Raw genomic sequence first — 334 nt, forward strand, 5'->3', positions numbered from 1 at the left:
CCACCACGCTGTTGCCAGCGTTACGCAAGGTGTACTGGCTGGTGGTCTGGCTGATCTGCGTGTCGAAACGGGTGTTCTGTGGGCGTACGAAGAACACCGTGCCGTAACCGGCCATGACGTTGACCCCGGCCGCCAGCGCGTCCTTGTAATCGGCCCGTTCTTCGTCGGTCACGGCAAAGTCGTCTTCTTTTTCCGGCACCACCGGGATGAAGCGCACGCGGAAATAACGCTCCTTGTCGCGCTGGCCCATGTACAGCAACCGTGTGCCTTGGCGCCCGCCCGCCGGCACGATCAGCCGCGCCGGGCTGGCCATCAGGCCGTCGCGGTTGGTGGC

Annotated in this window: 1 pseudogene; it reads right to left on the reverse strand. The window is 64.7% G+C overall.

Annotated features, from left to right (window positions below):
- Positions 1 to 334: pseudogene (locus tag AAEZ05_RS28025) on the reverse strand (molecular chaperone); the annotation flags it as partial.

Origin of the sequence: Pseudomonas sp. HY13-MNA-CIBAN-0226, from assembly GCF_040310305.1 — a bacterium.
GTDB lineage: Bacteria > Pseudomonadota > Gammaproteobacteria > Pseudomonadales > Pseudomonadaceae > Aquipseudomonas > Aquipseudomonas gregormendelii.